Source organism: Arenibacter algicola (assembly GCF_018860365.1).
In the GTDB taxonomy this organism is placed as follows: domain Bacteria; phylum Bacteroidota; class Bacteroidia; order Flavobacteriales; family Flavobacteriaceae; genus Arenibacter; species Arenibacter algicola_B.
Window position 1 is genome coordinate 50,417 of record NZ_JAHKPO010000027.1, and the last position, 14,663, is coordinate 65,079.

Consider the following 14,663-nt stretch of genomic DNA (forward strand, 5'->3'; position numbering starts at 1 on the left):
TGAATTGCAACATGAAAGAAGTATTGGTATTTAAGACGTCAATTAACAGTAAACGGAAAGTGAAAGTCTTGAAACCAGATTTGAACAGATTGGTTGCCAATAAGGGCTATTGGAATTTTGATCTGGAGGATTGTGATAATATCCTCCGGGTCGAAACCCATATGGTCACGGCAACTTCCATAACCAGTCTTTTGAACAATCATGGTTTTTTTTGTGAGGAATTGTATTAATAAATTATGGCTGCTATAGATGAAAATGTATTGGACTGATCCTAGACTAACTTCTTTAAATGGAAATATCTTTCAGGATAGTTCTTTTGAAACTTTCTGATACGCTGTGCATCTATTTTAGAATAGGTCATTTTTCAATCATTCCAATGCGCATCTATTACCTTTTGGATGTGCGGATATTTTGCATCGGTCTCGTTGAGGTCTTCCCTCAATTTGATTAGTTGTTCCTTCAAATTGGCAATTACCGCTTTATTGGCAGGGTCGTTATAGGCGTTATTCATTTCATTGGGGTCTTTCTTCAAATCATAAAACTCCCAGGCTGGAGGAGTGTGGTTGCTAAAGTCGTTGCCCCAGCTCTCTTTGTTCCAGGTGGCATTTGGGTCATCGGTATCTGCCCAATACTTTCCATATAAAAATATTAATTTATGGTCTTTCGTCCTAATACCAAAGTGCGCGGGGTTTTGGTGGCGGTGCGCCATATGCATCCAATAACGGTAGTATGTGGCCTGTTGCCAGCCATCAGGTTCCTGTCCTGTTTCCAATATGGTTTTAAAACTGTGGCCCTGCATATAATCAGGGGTCTTCCCCCCTGCCAATTCAATCAAGGTGGGGGCAAAATCTGTGTTGTTGATAATAGCATCGGTACGTGTTCCTGCTGCAATGGATTTAGGATATCTCACAAAAAATGGCATGCGCATGGATTCTTCGTACATCCATCTTTTGTCTATGTAATCGTGTTCGCCCAACATAAAACCTTGGTCCCCGGTATAGACAATAATGGTATTGTCCAAAAGATTTTCCGCTTCCAAATAGTCCAACAAACGCTTTACATTATCGTCCACACCCTTAACACATCTCAGGTATTTCTTTAAATAATCCTGGTAGACTTTGCTGGTATAGTCTTTTTCTTCCGCTGTCATTTCCCACTTTACATATTCCGATGGGGCAATATCTCTTGCATTCCTATATTTTTTATAAACAGTGGTATCGTTCCAATATATATTGTTGGCCTGATGGCGAATTAGGTTACGGTGTGAAACGGAGGATCCAATTATCCTGGTAAGGGAATCGTTTTTGCCCCTAGTAGCTATTGATCCATTATTGCCATTATTGTATAGACTTTCCGGTTCGGGAATAAAAGTATCGGCCAAATATTCCTCATATCGGGGTGCATATTCAAAATCGTCATGTGGAGCTTTAAAATGGTGCATCAGGAAAAATGGCTTGTTGGGATCCCTCTTGTTTTTTAAATAATCTAAGGTAATATCCATAATATTATCCGAGGAATGCCCTTTGGTCTTTACCACATTATCGGGCCAAGATTTTTCACCCCTCACTAGAAATTCGGGGTCAAAATAGTCTCCTTGCCCGGGCAAAACCTTATAGTAATCAAAAGCTGCGGGCTCGTCATGAAGGTGCCATTTACCCACAATGGCCGTTTGGTACCCCAATTTCTTCATCTCTTTTGGAAGATACTGCCTATCAACCCCTATAATACCTTCTAGGTCCAAAACTCCATTGGTCTGCGGGTATTGTCCAGAAATAATAGAAGCCCTACTCGGAGTACATATGGAATTGTTTACAAAACAATTGTCAAAAATTATTCCTTCGTTGGCAATCTTGTCCAAGTTTGGGGTCGGATTTAATCCGGCCAGCCTACTCCCATAAATACCAAAGCCCTGGGTAGTATGGTCATCGGACATGATGTATATTATATTGGGTTTTGTTATTTCCTGTTCTGCGGTCTTGTCCCCACACGAGAAAAGTGACAAGGCAACTAATACAAATAATAAGGCGGTTGGAGTATTTGGTTTTTTCAAAATAATAATTTTTGGTTCGGATTATAAAAATAATCCTTTTAAGCTTTAGTAAGTTTACAGATGTTTAAATAAATACCGATTAAGTTTTTTGGACCATTAGGGAGTCTTTTGTATTAATGGAGGCCCAAAACTATATAATAAGGCAATAACATGGCCTTTTTCACTACTTTAGATTTTCCTCGGACAACAATAATTCCGAATGCACTTTTTTTTAGTATTTTAGGATACTGATCACCTAATTTTATGCTATAAGGATAATATTAACCTTTCAAATAATTAATTCTGAAAAAAGTAACAACCATAAATTTCTCTCACAAGAAAATAAGGCAGAACAAAAATAAGTGTAGCAGGTTAATCGGGTACTTGGCTATTAATGTACAATTCTTAATATTAATATTGATCATCTTGGTTTCTTGTGAGGGAAAGCCTCTGTATGAAGGACCGCTTAGTCCGGAAGAGTCCATGAAAACTTTTCAGTTGGCAGAAAACTTTAAGGTAGAAATATTCGCATCGGAACCATTGGTCATAGACCCGGTGTCCATGCAGTATGATGGAGATGGAAATGCTTACGTTGTCGGCATGCTGGATGCCTACAAGGACGATTCTGTAAAAGGAAAAGGAAAAATCGTTATGTTAAAGGACACTAATGGAGATGGAAGGGCCGACACGTCTACCGTTTTTGTAGACAGCCTTAGGGAGGCAACAAGTGTATTGCCTTGGAAGGGTGGCCTTCTGGTATGTGCAGCGCCCAATATCACATATTATAAGGATACTGATGGAGATGGACGTTCAGATTTAAAAGAGATTCTTTTTAGCGGCTTTTTTAATAAGAATGAAGAAGTGCAAATCACCAATCTTCATTTTGGTATTGATAACTGGATCTATGCAAACAATGGTGGGCAGGCAGGTGAAATAAGTTTTAGCCGCCGACCCGATGCACCCCGGCTAAATGTGCAGGGTGCCGATTTTCGCTTCCGGCTAGACCGCAATGAATTTGAACGCAGTACAGGCCCAGGTCAGTTTGGCCTTGCCATTGACGATTGGGGCCATCGGTTTTTTACAGCGAATTCCTTACACATCCGTGAGGTGGTTGTTCCTTTGAGATACCTGGAAAGAAACCCTTATCTGCCAGCTTCAACTAAAAGCACGATTCAAAATATTTCGGACCATGATCCGCTTATGCACCAGTTAAGTGAAACGCCGTACTGGAGACAGGAACGTACCGACCGTCGTAATAAGAATTACCAGGAAAATAACCTTGACAGGGTAGAATATGCAAGGGGTCATTTTACAGGGGCTTCAGGTGGTACGTACTACGATGGCGATAAGTTTTCAAAAGAATATTATGGCAATATATTCACAGGCGATGTTGCAGGCAGCTTGGTGCACAGGGATATTCTTTCTGTTGTTGATAGTTTACCTTATATGGTAGCAAAGCGTGGAGAAAAGGAAAAAGATAAAGAATTTATGGCAACTACGGATTCATGGTTTCGTCCTGCAAATTTTTCAGTAGGCCCTGATGGTTATATGTATATTATGGACATGTACCGGCAGCATATTGAGACTCCAATGTCTATTCCTGAAGACTTACAAGAGACCATGGATTTCGATGCGGGGAATGAATATGGGCGTATTTACAGAATTGTACCTAAGGATGTTGGTCCTTATAAGCCAGTGTACCCCAATCTCACTAAAGTATCTTCTTCCGAGCTGGTTAAAGCGTTGCAGCATGAAAATCGTTGGTGGAATCTTACAGCTCAAAGGCTTCTTTTAGAGCGCCAGGATAAAAGTGTAATACCCGAAGTAAGAGCCTTGTTTGCCCAAAGCGAAAATCCAAGATTCAGATTACATGCCTTATATGTTTTAGAAGGGATGGATGCTCTGGATGCTGTTACTGTGATGACTGCAATGAAAGACCCTTCAGCAGGAGTGAGAGAAAATGCTGCGATACTTTCCGAACGCTTTCCCGATTGTTTATCCCAGTTGGCGGAAATGATCAATGACCCTTCGATCAGGGTCGCTTTCCAAGCTACTTTGAGTTTAGGCCAATTAAAAGATAAAGCGGTGATACCCGCACTGGCAAAAGCCTTGGAGCTACATGGTCAGAGTTCATGGTTCAGGACTGCAGTGTTGAGCTCAGAAGCTGGTTCGGGTATAGACCTTTTAAAAATATTGGAGAGGAATTCTTTTTTTAAGGACGCCTCATCGTGGAAACTGAATTTTATTGAGACTTGTTCCAATGTCATTGGTGCACGTAATAATAAAAACCAGATCTCAGGTTTATTAAGCTTGCTGGCCCAATCCTCACTTTCAAATACAGCAGGCTTGCAGTCGGCAAGTATTAAGGGATTGGTGGAAGGAATTGAAAAATCAGCCGGCTTGGAAAATTCATTAAAAGAAAAATTAAAATCTATTTCATTGGAAGCAGAGGGCAATGTCCCTAAAGCAATCCAGGATTTAATAGAATTGTATGCTAAATGAACAGTAGCTAATAACATCTAAATATATCTATTAAATAAACAGTTTTAAAAATGGGCATAAAGAACAATTCCAGAAGGAATTTTATAAATAAATGTTTTAGTAGCGGTGGTTTATTTATAGGGGGTATGCTACTTATTAACTGTCGCGGTAAAAATGAATCACCCGGCGATGAAAGTGAGACCAAGATACAAGGCAATTTAAAAGACCCGTGTAACGACCTAACAGATGTAAGTGACGGGGAAATTAAAAAGCGCGAAAGCTTGGGGTATGTAAAACAATCTGCCGTTCCTATTAGTTCTTGTGGTAATTGCGCGCTCTATATCCCTCCAAAGTCAAATGAAAAATGTGGGAGGTGCATCCTATTTAAAGGACCCGTTTATGTCGAGGGCCATTGTATTCAATGGGCGGCCATTACTACATAATTAATAAAAATCAAATGGAAAAAGTAAAAAATGTTTTAACCACTCCCCTATTAATTTAGTTCTTATGTCACAGTCAAAAAAAAGTTTTTCCCGTCGAGAATTTATTGCAGGTACTAGTTTGTTTGCACTAGGTACCTCTTTAAAACTAAACGCGTTTAATGGAATTTCAAGCATCAAAAAAGAACCAATAATTGACATTCATCAGCATACTCATTACGTGCAACGCACAGATGAACAGCTGCTGGCACATCAAAGGGCAATGGGCATTACTACTACTATTCTTTTACCATCAGGGCGTCCAGTAAATTCGCCATCAACTCACCAGGGCGTAGCCAATGGATTGCAGGCAGAAGCAGGAGGAAATGCAGAGTGTTACTTATTTGCAAGCCAACATAAGAAGGAATTCCGCTTTGGGGCATGTGCTGTTCCGGATATGAAAGATGGTCTTTATGAGATTGAAAAATATTTAAAATTGGGTGCGGTGGTTATTGGGGAATTGAAATTTGGTGTCACATGTGATTCGACCGAGATGCAAAAAATTTACCAATTGGCAGAAAACTACAATGTACCGGTACTCATGCATTGGCAGCATGAAATGTATAATTATGGCTTCGAACGCTTTTATAAAATGCTGGAGAAATATCCGAAAGTAAATTTCATCGGCCATGCGCAAACCTGGTGGGCCAATATTGACAAAAATCATATGGACCAATCAGTCCTGTATCCTAAAAACCCTGTTACACCAGGAGGAATTACAGACCGATATCTGAGTGATTATCCCAACATGTATGGCGATCTTTCTGCTGGCTCAGGTTTAAATGCGCTTACCCGAGATGAAGACCACGCCAGATTTTTCCTGGAAAGGCACAAAGACAAGTTATTGTACGGTAGTGATTGTGCGGATCCCACAGGATCGGATCCGGATAGTTGTTCCGGCACCCTAGATATTGCAGAAATCCGTAAACTGGTATCTAAGCCAACCGAACGTAAAATATTATATGAAAATGCTAAGAAATTATTCCGTCTTTAATTATACTATTTCATCTTCATTTGACCTACGTTCAAGTAAACCTTAGTTAATAAAACCTGCTGTAATCCGATCTTCTACGCTCCTTAAATCTAGAAATATCAAAAACCAAAAATAATTCCAGCGAATTGGGTATATATTGCTTGGCATCGCCACCAAAGGGCAATCTATAGTTTAACCCAAATTCAAATGTTTCCAAGGCAAGGCTGGTGGCAAAACCTATTTCGGAAAAGGAAGCATTTTCCAAATAACTGAGATGTTCGTTTATGCCAATACTAAAGTTGCCAAGGGTAACATCCTGATAAAAATCCAACCTAGTATTTGGGCCTTGTATAGACACTGCATTAAATAAATATAAATAGGAATGCTCTGGCAATTTGGCCTGTCCATATTTATTGATATCCATTTCATAACCAAACTGCCCGGAAATAAGCATGTTTAAATTCACGTTATTTTCGCTTTGTTTGGAAGATATTCGTGGCTGATTCAAATGCTTAAGGGAAAGCCCAAAAAGAGTATTTATATCGTTATGTATCAATACCGATGCCCCCATATCCAAATAGCCGATATTTTCGGAAGCCGTAATGGGATCAATGGTATTGGCACTAATTTGACCCGTAAATATGTTTATTTGATCCTGAAAGGTAAGATTGTTAAAATCATATCTGTAATTGCTATAGGCGGCAGTTATTCCTGGATATAGTATCCAATCGTTCTTTAAAACCAATTTGTACATATAGCTCAATGCTGCAGAAGTATAATTAAATCCTGAATTGTTCAGGTTATTGTTGAACAGATCTACGCCCAGTTGAAAATTGTATTCTTCAAAGGCCGTTGAGCCAAAGGCATATTTATGCTGGGATTGGTTTCCTTGGCTCTGACTGGCAAATTCGGCCAAGACCCCTATCCTAGTTTTATCCTTAAAAGCATGAAAACTGGGGTTTAAGGAAGCCGGCACCTTGCTTAAGTTGTTCACAAATTTTTCCTGAGCGTTGGCCCCCAACGTAATAAGAATAATTAGTAGGGTTATTAGATTAAGTTTCTTCATCTCTATCTTAATATTGAGGCTTCGCCGGTTTTGGTTATTTGGTTATTATCTCTTGTGGTTCCTACAAACAGATATCTGAAGGAAGTGTTTTTGTAAGGTTTTCCCGAACTGTAGTTTCCGTTCCAACCCCAATTGGCGGGCATGCTCTCATAGTCATAGGCAACGCTGAACACCAATGAGCCCCACATATCATAAATTTGAAAGGTAAACGAGGCTATTCCGGTAAATTCACCTTGGAAGTAATCGTTTATTCCATCCGCATTGGCAGAGAATACATTGGGGAACATTACGTCATAGCCATTACCGACCTGTACGTCCTGTTCAACAGTTTTACTGCAACCTTCTGCGTTAAATAAAGTTAGTGTGGTGGTAAAAATACCAGGGTAACTATATTTATGGGTGGTCATAATACCGTCCACCTCCGGATCCACATTAATTATGGGACTTCCATCTCCAAAATCCCATGAGGCATTGCCATATCCTGCTTCACTGGTTATGCTGAATCGAATATCTTCCTTGGCCATCAAAAGACCTGTAATTTCATATTCGTCCGAGCTATAGGTAAATGAAGGGTCTGTTACCCCAGAACTTATCGGCATGGTTAATCCACACCCTTGGTCATTTACAACATTAAGGGTGGCATTATCCAACGGATTCCCAATTTGAACAGAATAAGTATTGGTACCCGTTTTTACGGATGGCACTAGCGCGCCTTCATAGTAAAAACTTAGGTTGCCTGGTTGACTGTTGAAAACCGATACAGAAATGCTACCGGGATTGCCTAAACAAAGTGACTCATCCAGATATGGTCCGTCTATCAGCTGAAGCGATTCTGCCTTATTAATGGTAATGATTTCCTGGTAATAATAGGCTGGATCGGAATTGGTACAACCATTTATGTTACTTGTAATGGTAAGCCTTAACCTTCCTTCTTCCAATCCGCTCAATTGAGTTATGTTTTGACCGAAAGGAGTAAACACAGGGTCAGGATTATTTGCTGTACCGGCTGTTTCTTTTTCCCATCTAATACTGTACGGTCTTAGACCACCGCTTACTGTAATGGAAATGGCCCCGTCGTTGGTAGCACCACAGCTTACCGGAGTTATTGTCCTGTTTACAACAATTGGTGAATAGGTAGTATTAAAGGTAAACTCAATTTCTTCTGAAGAACAGTCATTACTATCGGTTATGGTCAACCAATATGAGCCTGGCACCGCATCAAAGCTAGTAATGTCCTGGGCAACAAAATTATTGGGACCTCTCCAATCATAAAAGTAGTATGGGTTGTTACTTCCGTCTACAAAAGGTTTTCCACCAGTAATTAAATTGGTATTCAGACTAAATGCATAATCAGCTTCACAAGGTGGAATAGTGTAAGATTTCGAGCCGGTATAATCCATGGCCTCATAACTATCCATGGTAAACGTTTGTACAACACATTGGTTGGCATCGGTTACCTCTATAACATGACTGTCATTGGAAAGTGCGCTAATTGTGGTTTGGGTATTACTGAAGATTACAGGAGTTCCACCGTCCAAAGTATATTGAAAAGGTGAAGTACCCCCCTGCACCCTAAAAGTAAAATCACGTCCGGTATTGGCATCCACACAACTGGTATTTCCATTGGTTACCTCAGTAGCACTAAATATGGTCGGAGCAGTAATAACAAAAGTCTGTCTAACCGTACATGGGGTATTGGCATCACTGTTGGTATCAATTATTACTACTTCGTAGCTGCCTCCACCCAAATTGGTAAGACTAGTATTGTTGGTAGAATAACTTGTTCCATTTTTGTACCAGTTTATTTGTAATTGGCTGCTGGGATCAGAACTTATCTGTATGCTTATTTCAGCATTGGCATCACCGGCACATTGTAATTGCTGGTTGATAACCTGAACACTACTGATTTCCAATTGGGCTTTTGAAGCCACGTTGGCTGTATAGGTTGCTGAACAACCAAGCTGGTCCGTTACAGATAGTACATATACCCCTGGCGCCAAGTTGCTAATATTTTCAGTGTTAAAGTTGGCATTATTGGGGCCTGTCCAACTAAAGTTATAAGGAGCTTTCCCCCCGGTTACTGTTGTAGCTCCAATATTTAAGCTAATGCTACCATCATTTTGACCATAACAAGTGGCGTTTTCTACCACCACGGAAGCTTGGTCAAATTGTAGCCCCATTGGCAAGCTCACGGGTTGCGATTCCTGTATTCCACAAGAGGCATCCTGTACACTTATGTTGTAAGTAGCGCCACCGGTTAAATTGGTATAGGTAATATTTGGATTGTTCGATGTCTGAACCAAGGTTGTACCGTTAGGCCTTGTAAGCGTAAAGGTAAAAGGTGCTATACCTCCTGTACTATAGGCAGTAATGGCCGTATTACAGGTATCCCCAATATTCAATGTCAATACCTCGGGTTCAGATACTATAAATGGAGTCGACGTGGTTCCGCAGAATTCATTGTAAACCGTTAATTGGTAGGCTCCGGCGGTAAGATTGCTTATACTTAAGGTAGAGGCTGTAAAGCTGTTATCCCCTATTTTGGACCATACATAGGTATTGGCAACCGAATTTGGTTGGGTGATTACATTGGAAGCACTTACATTGGAGTCGGTTCCCGTACTAACATATGCAGTAAATCCAATTCCTGCAACCTTGGCGGTCAAGGTAATTTCATTGAAATTGCTTGTTGCTACGGCCGGACTTAGGTTTGCGCCGGTTGCAGCAGTTATTTTCTGTACAAGTGCGGCAGCTACCTCATTGTTATCCTGCGGCTGATTAAGACCGTTCAGGGTAACTTGGTGATCATAGACCTTGCTATCGATAATTATACTATAGGTATTGCCAAAAGTTGGAGTGCCAAAAAGGGAAATGGTATTGATTTGCTTCTGGGCGGTATTACCTCCAGTGATTCTGGAGTTGGGGATTACAATACTACCATCATTTCCTCCATTACAGCTGACATTAGTAATGTCATTGGCAATAATGGCATCATTATTTATGATGGCGTATGGAATTACGGTTACAATTTTTGGCGAAGTTTCATCCGCACAGGCCACACCGTTCACCGTACTGGTAACCACTCTTTTAAAGTAGGTAGAGGTAGTAAGGGTACTTGGAGGGGTATAATTTGGCTGCGTGGCACCAGCTACGGCAGTGTAGGTTTGATTGTCAGGGGAAGACCACCACTGGTAGGTCAGTACACCTGCACCCGTTGCGGATTCCTGTTCCACAATAGCCAAAGGCTGACTTCCCTCACAAACCGATTGATTGTCCGTTATTTTACCGGCATAAACATCATTAAGGGTAACTTTTATAGGGTTGGTCTCCACAACACAGGTTTTGTCCACCAAACTGGTTCTGGTAATAGTCCTCTTGTAATACATGGTAGAGGTTGGGACTGGCGGTGTATAAGAAGCAGAATGCACGGCAAGATCTGTCCATACGCTACCATTGGTGGAAGCATACCAGTCATAGGTCTGATCTACATAGGTGCTGCCACCGGTTACCGTCAAGGCGCCAGGTACAACCCCTTCGCATATGGTTTGGTCGTTTGTCAATGTTCCTGGCAATAGTGGATCCGTAACCTGCACTACTATAGTATTGCTATCTTCCGTACAAACTACACCGTAAAGTGTGGAAGAAGCAGTCCTTTTAAAATAGGTTGTTGGGTAGCTACCGGCAATGGGGTCATAGGTACTGTTTACAGCCCCGTTTATTATTCCCCAATTTGTGTTATCCGTTGAGGAATACCATTGATACTTCAATACTCCTTCGGCAGTTCCGTCTACGGTATTCCCTAAAACGGAAGGATCATCCCCGTAACATATTTTTTGATCTCCGGAAATGGTACCACCGTCCACATCATTGACAAAAATCCTAATCACATTACTTGGAGTATAGGAAGGTTCACAGGCTATACTTTCCACTGTGGCCAAGTAATCCCTACGGTAATATCTATCAGCCGTCAATGGAGTTGCAGGAGTATAGGTTTCACTAGTTGCTCCATTAATTTTATTAAAGGTACTTCCATCAGTGGATTCATACCATTCAAAAGTTAAATAAGGAAGTCCTTCTATGGCGCTAGGGTTGCCCAAGGTTGGGGCCATGGTATTATAACAGATGGTGATATTGTTTCCAAGATTATCCGCTTGGGGTACCAAAACCGTTACAGGGTTACTGTCCACTACACATTCCACCCCGGAAATATCCGTACTGGTAGTGGTTCTTATATAAGTTTTTGTAAACGTTTGGTTGGCCGGTGGGTCATAACTTATTCCGGTTGCTCCTGGGATCAAGGCTCCATTGGCATACCATTGGTAGGTCAATGTTTGACCTGTAGACGGTGCTAATTCCTCTATTAGGCTAGGATCGTCCCCCTTACAAATTACTTCTTCATTGGTAGTGGGAGTTACGCCATTAGGATTGGTAGTGCCGATAGTACCGCCAGTGGCATTCCCTCCATTTATGATGGTCAGTACATTACTGGTTACACTGCAGGAGAGGCCATTTAAGGTAGAAGTGGTAATTCTTCTATAGTAATTGTCCTGTGTTACGGCAGGTGGATCGTAGCTAACCGTGGTAGCTCCTGCAATATCAGAATATGATATATTATCACTGGAAATCTGCCATTGGTAGGTTACGGTTCCAGAAGCAATCAACGGAAAATTAGTGCTAAAAGCCTGTGGATCTCCACCATTACATACCTCCGTAGTTCCGGTTGCCCCGGAAGAAAAAGTGATTCTATGGCTGGATGCATTGTCAAATTTGTTTACGTAAACTATAACCGGAGTGGTTATGGCCTCGCAAGTAATGCTTTGCAATGTTGAACTGGCCTTTCTTCTATAGTAAGTTTGTAAATCTCCATTGTTTACAGGAGTGTAGGTAGCTTGATTGGTGTTGGCAATATCGGACCAAGTGTTTCCGTCCGGAGAACTCTGCCAAGTATAGCTTATGGTTCCATTGGAAGTAGCATTGGCTGTACTTGTAATTGGAGCCACAAGACCAGAGCCACAAACGGTCTGGGTTTGTGAAATAGACCCTTCAGTTAAGGTTATTAGGGTAACCAAGGTAGGAAGGCTGGAAGCCTCACAAGTATTGCCATTGTTGGTGTTGGTAACATTTCGCCTAAAATAGGTCGATGTTGTCAATCCTGTAGAAAAATTTAATTCTTCACCAGTTTCCCCGCTCATTAAAGTGTAATTGACATTATCGGTGGACGAATACCACTGGAAATTAATCCCTACACCTGCAGGTGTACCGTTGGAAACTGTAATGGTTGTTGGGGTATCGCCTTCACAAATGGCTTGGTCCGCTGACCCTTCCCCTCCTGAAATAGCTCCAGCTACAATTATGGAGACTTCATTGGTGTAGCCCGTACACAGCTTTCCGTTTAAGGTGGTGGTATCCAATCTTCTATATTTGGTAGATGTTGCTAGTACGCCAGGGGTATAAGTAGAACCTGTGGCAGAAGCTATTGGGCTCCAGCTTGCTCCATTGTCGGTCGAGGCTTCCCATGCATATGTTAGGTTACCGGCCGCGGTAGTATTTCCTACGTTAATAATGGTGCTGGGTGCTTGTCCTGCACAAACATTTTGATCATTGCCAATTGTCCCCAAATTAAGACTGTTTACAAAAACAGTGCTTACAGTAGAGTTTTGGAAACATACTTTGGCGTTATTGGAAACTATGGTTTGTCTTCTATATCTTGTTGTAACAGCAGGTGCTCCAGAGAAATTATAAACTGCATTGGTCTCACCGCTAATATTTGTAAAACTACCAATGGTAGCCGATTGCCATTGGTAGCTAATGTTGGGACCTGCTGCTGTGGCATTGTTAATAGTTATTGCATTGGGTGTTTCCCCTGCACAGATAGTTTGGTCTGCGCTGGCAGTTCCTCCACTGATTTGACCGAGTACGGTAATCTCTATTTCATTGGTGTAGTCCGAGCAGTTATACCCGTTTAGGAGTATGTTATCCTGTCTTCTAAAGCTAGTTGTCTGGGTTAGGGCGCTTGGCTGGTAGTCTGCATTATTGGCTCCCGAAATTGCTGCCCATGAACTTCCGTCAAATCGCTCCCATTGGTATGAAATAGTACCTGTTCCCGAAGCATTCGTATCCGATGTTATGGCACTTGGAGCTTCATTATAACAAACAGTTTCAGCGCCTGTAATACTACCTACGGCAAGATTGGTATAGGTAATGGTGGCCATTGTACTAATACCTTGACAACTTGCCCCTGAAACCGTGGTAACCCTTCTAAATTGCTCTGTTCCAGGATTCAGGTTGGCACTGGCGTTATAGTTGCTTTGTGTGGCACCACTTATGTTTACCCAGTTACTGCCGTCGTATTTCTGCCATTGATAGGTACCATTGTTTTCGCCATTATTTATAGTTAACAATTGTAGTTCGCTTAAGGAACATATATTCTGATTGGTGGCTGTACCTCCCAATACCGCAGAATTTACAATTATGGAAACCGCGGGTGTTTCTTTATAACAACTAAATCCGTTTAAAACATTGGTGACCCTTCTTTTGAAAGAGGTGGTTTTGGATAAAGCGCTTGGTTGATAGAAATTGTCCGTTGCTCCAGAGATTAGTTCCCAAGGGCCGGAATCATTTTTGTACCATTGATAAGTTGTGGTCCCGGCAGGAGTCACCGCCACGTCGCCAGAGGTACTCAATTGTGCCGGTATCTGGGTGGCACATACATTTTGACCGGTTCCATCAGTAATAGTTCCTGCGTATATTTCGTTAACGGTAATGGTTGCAGTGGTACTGACCTGGGTACATGACTCCCCGTTGACCATAAAGGTGGTCAATCTGCGATATCTACTTATTCCATTTGGGAAAGAAGGCTTGTCCACTACCAGAATCTCCGTGTTGGAATTGGCAATGGCTGTCCAAGTTCCGCTAACATCCTTTTCCCATTCAAAGGTTCTGCTTTGGGTTATATTGGAGCCTGTAATACTAATATTCTGTACGTCGTTGATGGCACAGACCTGTTGGTTAACCCCTGTTCCTCCTGTGAGAGCGGTGAAAGAAACGTTGGCAAGGGTCTGATTGTCGGCAAGTGCGTTTATCTTATTGGCGTTACCGGCCAAAACATATCTTAGTGTACCGTTAGTGGTAGTTGAACCGGGTATAAGTTGAATCCTTACATTTTCTATGGTAAATACATCCAAGGAACCTTGGGCGTTGGTAGTTATGGTTACGGCCAATCTGGAGGCATTGCCTGGGTCTTGGGCAACGGAAGCGCTGGTAATATCGGTTCCCGTTTCAGAATAGGTAGTTGCCCTAATTTCGAAATTAGAGGGAGCCTGAATATAGAAGGTAAAGGTACCCGAGCCGAAATCCGTGGCCAGAGTTTCCGACAGCACCAAATTTCCAAGATTTAGTTCCGTTTGTGGAAGGTTACTACCACAGGAATTGAAATTGGTATATTGTACACTGGTAGCAACCTGAGCGTTGCCATACCAGGCATTAAAACTAAACAACAAAATTAGCAGCAGTAGTTTTTTGGTCGATTTTATCATGATTTTGCCCCTTAATATTATAATCCCAGTGAATTTATCCACTTTGTAGGAAAGACCCTATAACGAGAGAGAGGATGTATATATTGCGATTACTTATTAC

At 41.5% G+C, this 14,663-nt stretch carries 7 protein-coding genes; 4 read left to right on the plus strand and 3 right to left on the minus strand.

Annotation, left to right across the window (positions count from 1 at the left end; translation table 11 throughout):
• The first annotated feature begins 11 nt into the window (after positions 1–11).
• Positions 12–230 carry a hypothetical protein gene (locus KO529_RS21200; RefSeq protein ID WP_215949860.1) on the plus strand — a complete coding sequence of 73 codons (219 nt, stop codon included), beginning with the start codon at positions 12–14 and terminating at the stop codon, positions 228–230.
• Between the two features lie 134 nt (positions 231–364).
• On the opposite strand, the gene KO529_RS21205 is transcribed toward KO529_RS21200, so the two are convergent.
• Positions 365–1,933, minus strand: coding sequence for a sulfatase family protein (locus KO529_RS21205; RefSeq protein WP_252734511.1), 1,569 nt, complete (start codon positions 1,931–1,933; stop codon positions 365–367).
• Between the two features lie 522 nt (positions 1,934–2,455).
• Between KO529_RS21205 and KO529_RS21210 the strand changes: the two genes are divergently transcribed.
• From KO529_RS21210 to KO529_RS21220, 3 genes are all read left to right on the plus strand, one after another.
• Positions 2,456–4,531 carry a PVC-type heme-binding CxxCH protein gene (locus KO529_RS21210; RefSeq protein WP_436835206.1) on the plus strand — a complete coding sequence of 692 codons (2,076 nt, stop codon included), beginning with the start codon at positions 2,456–2,458 and terminating at the stop codon, positions 4,529–4,531.
• A gap of 50 nt (positions 4,532–4,581) precedes the next feature.
• Positions 4,582–4,953, plus strand: a complete 372-nt coding sequence (locus KO529_RS21215) for a high-potential iron-sulfur protein (protein ID WP_215949863.1) — start codon at positions 4,582–4,584, stop codon at positions 4,951–4,953.
• Between the two features lie 64 nt (positions 4,954–5,017).
• On the plus strand, positions 5,018–5,983 hold the full coding sequence (locus KO529_RS21220) for an amidohydrolase family protein (RefSeq protein WP_215949864.1): 966 nt from the start codon (positions 5,018–5,020) through the stop codon (positions 5,981–5,983).
• Between the two features lie 46 nt (positions 5,984–6,029).
• Here KO529_RS21220 and KO529_RS21225 read toward each other — a convergent pair whose 3' ends face one another.
• Complete coding sequence (locus KO529_RS21225; protein WP_215949865.1) at positions 6,030–7,028, minus strand: PorP/SprF family type IX secretion system membrane protein; 999 nt, start codon at positions 7,026–7,028, stop codon at positions 6,030–6,032.
• 2 nt (positions 7,029–7,030) lie between these two features.
• Positions 7,031–14,563, minus strand: a complete 7,533-nt coding sequence (locus KO529_RS21230; protein WP_215949866.1) for a gliding motility-associated C-terminal domain-containing protein — start codon at positions 14,561–14,563, stop codon at positions 7,031–7,033.
• Positions 14,564–14,663: the final 100 nt, after the last annotated feature.

Excerpts from the sequence above, each read along its gene's own strand:
- KO529_RS21225 (WP_215949865.1), bottom strand. The coding sequence starts at position 7,028 with ATGAAGAAACTTAATCTAATAACCCTACTAATTATTCTTATTACGTTG.
- KO529_RS21220 (WP_215949864.1), top strand. The coding sequence starts at position 5,018 with ATGTCACAGTCAAAAAAAAGTTTTTCCCGTCGAGAATTTATTGCAGGT.
- KO529_RS21215 (WP_215949863.1), top strand. The coding sequence starts at position 4,582 with ATGGGCATAAAGAACAATTCCAGAAGGAATTTTATAAATAAATGTTTT.
- KO529_RS21200 (WP_215949860.1), top strand. The coding sequence starts at position 12 with ATGAAAGAAGTATTGGTATTTAAGACGTCAATTAACAGTAAACGGAAA.
- KO529_RS21230 (WP_215949866.1), bottom strand. The coding sequence starts at position 14,563 with ATGATAAAATCGACCAAAAAACTACTGCTGCTAATTTTGTTGTTTAGT.
- KO529_RS21205 (WP_252734511.1), bottom strand. The coding sequence starts at position 1,933 with ATGTCCGATGACCATACTACCCAGGGCTTTGGTATTTATGGGAGTAGG.